At 51.0% G+C, this 4,418-nt stretch carries 3 protein-coding genes; all 3 read right to left on the bottom strand.

Translation table 11 applies throughout. From position 1 onward, the window contains the following. Nucleotides 1–13: 13 nt before the first annotated feature. The 3 genes from A3842_RS01535 to fabD are packed head-to-tail and all read right to left on the bottom strand — an operon-like array spanning nucleotide 14 to nucleotide 4,200. Nucleotides 14–1,186, bottom strand: coding sequence for a zinc-dependent alcohol dehydrogenase (locus A3842_RS01535; RefSeq protein WP_074082876.1), 1,173 nt, complete (start codon nucleotides 1,184–1,186; stop codon nucleotides 14–16). A gap of 32 nt (nucleotides 1,187–1,218) precedes the next feature. Next, nucleotides 1,219–1,884 carry a class I SAM-dependent methyltransferase gene (locus A3842_RS01530; RefSeq protein ID WP_074082874.1) on the bottom strand — a complete coding sequence of 222 codons (666 nt, stop codon included), beginning with the start codon at nucleotides 1,882–1,884 and terminating at the stop codon, nucleotides 1,219–1,221. Between the two features lie 21 nt (nucleotides 1,885–1,905). Further along, on the bottom strand, nucleotides 1,906–4,200 hold the full coding sequence (gene fabD, locus A3842_RS01525) for an ACP S-malonyltransferase (protein ID WP_074100207.1): 2,295 nt from the start codon (nucleotides 4,198–4,200) through the stop codon (nucleotides 1,906–1,908). Nucleotides 4,201–4,418 lie beyond the last annotated feature (218 nt).

Below are 4,418 nucleotides of genomic sequence, written 5' to 3'. Positions count from 1 at the left end.
CGTCTGCTCCTCCTTACAAGTCCCTGGTTCTTCCGCCGGCGACAGAAGAGGTTGACATATGCAGCATCTGTTTCTGCAGATCAATGAGAACTTTGCAGTTCTCATTCTCCACCTTCTCATGATGCTGCAGCATATCCCTGATCTCACTCAAATCGTCAACCACTTGCGTCACAATATCCTCCAGATGAATCCTTCCCGCTTTTTGCAGCGCCAGGATTTGGCTGAATGCGCCGCATAAATGCCCGCGCGACCCAATAATTTTGATTTCATTCGTAATCATATGATCCACTGCGGTAATCTCCAGGGGAATGCCCTTGCGACCCAGTAAGACAACTCGGCCGTTTTCGCTGACATGTCTGAAGATCCGGGTAACATTCTCCACAATGGCAGAGGTTTCAAATACGACGTCGATTTTTCCAGGGGGACTAGACATAAATTCCTCAGGTGTATACACATAATCCGCCCACTTTTTGGCAAAATCCCGCCGAAACTCAATCGGTTCGATGATGTGCACCTCTGATGCTCCGAATACCTGCTTGCTTAACATCGCGGTTAATAAGCCAATCGGGCCTGCACCAAAAATGACCGCCACCTCCCCCGCCTTTAATGCAGCATTCTCGCACGCCACATAGGCGACCCCTGCAGGCTCAATATTGGCTGCGGCCATGAGATCCCGCTCATCATTAATATAGTCCGTAATGTTGTGCGCAATAGATGCCTGCACATCAACGAATGTTCCGAACAAGCCGTCCTTCTCCAGTCCCAGCAGCTTGGCATGCTTGCACTGGTTGAACTTTCCTCGCTTGCACACCTCGCATACATGACAGACGATGATCGATTCCAGCGCAACGAACATGCCCGGCTTAAGATGCTTGACATGATCTCCGACTTCGATTATTCGGCCAACGCCCTCGTGTCCGATCACCCTTCCCTCTTCAGGAATTTCGAGGGGAGACGTACAGCGGATATACCCGGTTTCCGGATGATTCGTAGTCAGATGCAGATCCGTCCCGCATATTCCTACATAATGCATCTGCAAGCGGATTTCATCGGGGGCCAACCGGGACAGCACCCTATTCTCCACACATACACGCACATTCTGATAGATTTGGTTAGGCAACGGATTAGCTACTCCAGGAACCGGATTTTTGTCAGCCCGTACAAGTAGAGTCCTAGTTTCAACCATATGAAATCCCTCTTTCCTCAATATAGTGTGTGTTACTTGTTGCGAATGGCCAGTGTCAAACCGTCTCCAATCGGCAGCATGCTAACAGTAACCCGGTCATCTTGGTGAATCGTCTTGTTGATGCTGCGTATCTCTCTTACGTCCGGACCCTGGTTCCACTCGTTAATGACGCTGCCCCCCCACAACACATTGTCAACGCCGATCAAACCGCCGGGACGAACCAAACGAATGGCACGCTCATAATAAGCTGTATAGTTTTCTTTATCCGCATCAATGAATATAAAGTCGAAATAGTTGGCATAGTCTCTGGATAGCAGATCGTCCAACGTATCCAGGGCAGGCGCCAAACGAAGATCAATTTTGTGGGCTACCCCTTCCTCTTCCCAATAGCGGTACCCCATCCTTGTCCACTTGTCGTCAATGTCACAGGCAATGATACGCCCATCCGAAGGCATCGCCATCGCCATCAGCAGTGTTGTATAGCCGGTAAAAGTACCGATCTCTAATATGCGCTTGGCACCGATTAACTTGACCAGCAAAGCAATGAACTGGCTCTCCTCAGGCGGACTCTGCATGGCGGACAACAACATACGACCAGTCTCCTCGCGCAGCTTTCTGGCAGGTTCTGGCTCCCGCAGAGATACCTGAAGTAAATAGTCATACAACTCGTCTGTCAGGTTTAACGCACGCTTTCCCATCCTTAACTCCTCCTGAATTTTCTAATTCTGAACAGAACCGGTCATTCTTCCAACATGCTCATTCATCCAGTCAGCGGCTGCGTGCATCAGTTTGTCGGCGATACGATCCACATGCCTGCTGCGCCAATTCTCCAGGTCTGTGTCTGCCACCCACCGGTTGAAGGCCCCCATCGCCGGTCCGCAAAAAATCTGGTAATCCACCTTGTTCTCACTACTTCCGCTGCGGGCCAGCCGGTCGGAACGGTCGAAGTACCATTTGAATACGAGCGCCATTCTATATTTCGCATCATGGTCGGCCTTGTCCAACTCCTCATCTGTACATGAGAGCTTAAGTTCTTCGTAGATTTCTTCGAAGCTGCGCTTAAAATAACGCTCCTGGACCATGCTCTTGCTCTTGGCGTCCAGCTCTTCCAACGAATCATACAGGCGGTACAGCTCATACAGCTTGTTGGCCCTTGCCGGGAAGAACAAGCCTCTCTTCAGCACCTGGGCCTGCGCACCGATTTGAAACAGATCGCCTAGCGGAACCGAAGCTACATCCTGCACATTCATGCGTTGAAGCAGCTCTTTTACCTCAACGCTTGTTCCCGCTTCTACAGTACACTGGTTGATGGAACCAGTCATGACGAAGTCAGCGCCGATCATGAAGGCCGCTGCGGCAGCCTCAGGCACACCGATTCCCCCTCCTGAGCCGACCCTTATCCTTCTGCCATACCCGTATTTACTCATCAGCTCGTCCCGGAGCTTCCGGATAACGGGCAGTAATACCCAGGCAGATCCATGATCGGTCGGTCCTCCCGAATCGGCCAGTACGCAAACATCGTCTGCCATAGGCATGCTTCGCAACCGATCGGCCTGCTCTGCAGTTATGCTGTTATCTTGAAGCAGCTTGTGCAGCAACGGCTCTGGAGCCGGACTCATAAAGGCCTCCGCCACTTCGGGCCTGGATACCTTGGCGATCAATTTGTTGCCGGCCGTAATGCTGCCATCCGCTTCTCTGTTAAGCCCGGCAGCCCGATAGAGCACCAACGATCTTGTTATGCCAATAAAGGATGCCACCTCCAGCACCTTCACCCTGTGATGCAAGAGCAGTTCAAAAACAGCTTTTTCTTTATGGGGATCAAATGGATCATGAACCACATTCACTCCGTATGTATGCTTTCCGTTCAATTCCAGTTGCAGGGACTGAATCATATCGGCAATCTGCGGGATGCCAAGGCCTTTCGTACCTATAAATCCCAAATAACCCGATTTGCTGAGCCGTGCCGTCATCTCCACAGATGATATTCCATGATGCATCCCCCCGGCATAGTACGCCGCTTTAAGCCCGTAATCTCTTTTGAACTCGGCATCACCCAAGTCAGCAGCGGTTATGGAGGCGCTTGCGGGTGCATTGCCAGCTTGCTTCCATTCGTCCTGCTCCGGCTGGCTGTCCTCCAGATCGCCTCCCTGCAACATATCGAGTGGAGGCGCTTCCTTTCTGATCTGGTCCACCAGCTTCGTCAGAACCTTGCCCGGACCAATCTCCTCGAACGCCTCTACTCCCATTGCCAGCATATACCGGACACAGTCCGTCCAATTAACGGTATGCGTAATTTGATCGGCAAGATTGCGCTTGAGATCGGCCTGACGGTAGGGCCTGGCATAGACATTGGAGATCACCGGAAGTTCACAGCGCTTGAAATCAAATCTGTCCAAATATACACTGAACTGCTGCCGCGCCTCCTCCATATATCTGGAATGGAACGCACCGCTCACATTCAGAGGCACAACCATCCGTGCTCCCGCTGTCTCCAGAAACGGCATCGCCTGTTCAATATCCTGTTTGAGTCCTGAAACAACAATCTGCGTCGGCATGTTGAGATTGGCGATATCAATCCCGCCAAGGCCGTTCTCTGAGAGAACCTGGCTCACCTTCTCTGCCCCCAAGCCCAATACAGCCGCCATTCCTCCTCCCGAAGCACGGCTCATCAGCTCTCCCCGCTTTTGGACAAGCATTAACCCGGTTTCAAAATCAAACGCACCGGACGCCAGAAGTGCATTGAACTCGCCTAAGCTATGCCCTGCCACAAAATCAGGTCGCTTGCCCGTCGCTCGTACCTTTCTCATGTAACTTAATGCATTGACGACATACAAGGCAGGCTGGGTATACGCAGTCTGACCTAATTTGTTCTGAGTGTCCGCCAGACAAAGCTGTTTGATTGAATAGCCAAGTATACGGTCAGCCTGAGCCGTTAACTCAGGAAATTCATCGAATAATGCCTCCCCCATACCGAGATGCTGAGAACCTTGACCAGGGAACACGAACGCTTGCATCATTGCATCCTCCTCTTATTCTCGAAATTAGTATAGTCGGCCATGGAATCAGTGACCCTTACTCCATGACAAAAAAGACCTATCCGTCTCCCGGATAGGCTTAATTCATCAATATTATCAATTAATGTATAATAATTACAGAAAAAGAAGGTGCAGGTTCCCCCATTCATCTGCTGTAGGCCACACACTACGGATCGATACAGCTATGTCGCATCATT

The sequence above is a fragment of the Paenibacillus sp. P3E genome (genome assembly GCF_001909045.1).
In the GTDB taxonomy this organism is placed as follows: Bacteria; Bacillota; Bacilli; order Paenibacillales; family Paenibacillaceae; genus Paenibacillus_AQ; species Paenibacillus_AQ helianthi.
The sequence above is the reverse complement of the archived record's forward strand: the minus strand, read 5'-3'. Positions and strand labels throughout refer to the sequence as shown.

What these genes read in the sequence shown, in the direction of transcription:
- A3842_RS01535 (WP_074082876.1), bottom strand. Translation starts at nt 1,186, where the DNA reads ATGGTTGAAACTAGGACTCTACTTGTACGGGCTGACAAAAATCCGGTT.
- A3842_RS01530 (WP_074082874.1), bottom strand. Translation starts at nt 1,884, where the DNA reads ATGGGAAAGCGTGCGTTAAACCTGACAGACGAGTTGTATGACTATTTA.
- fabD (WP_074100207.1), bottom strand. Translation starts at nt 4,200, where the DNA reads ATGCAAGCGTTCGTGTTCCCTGGTCAAGGTTCTCAGCATCTCGGTATG.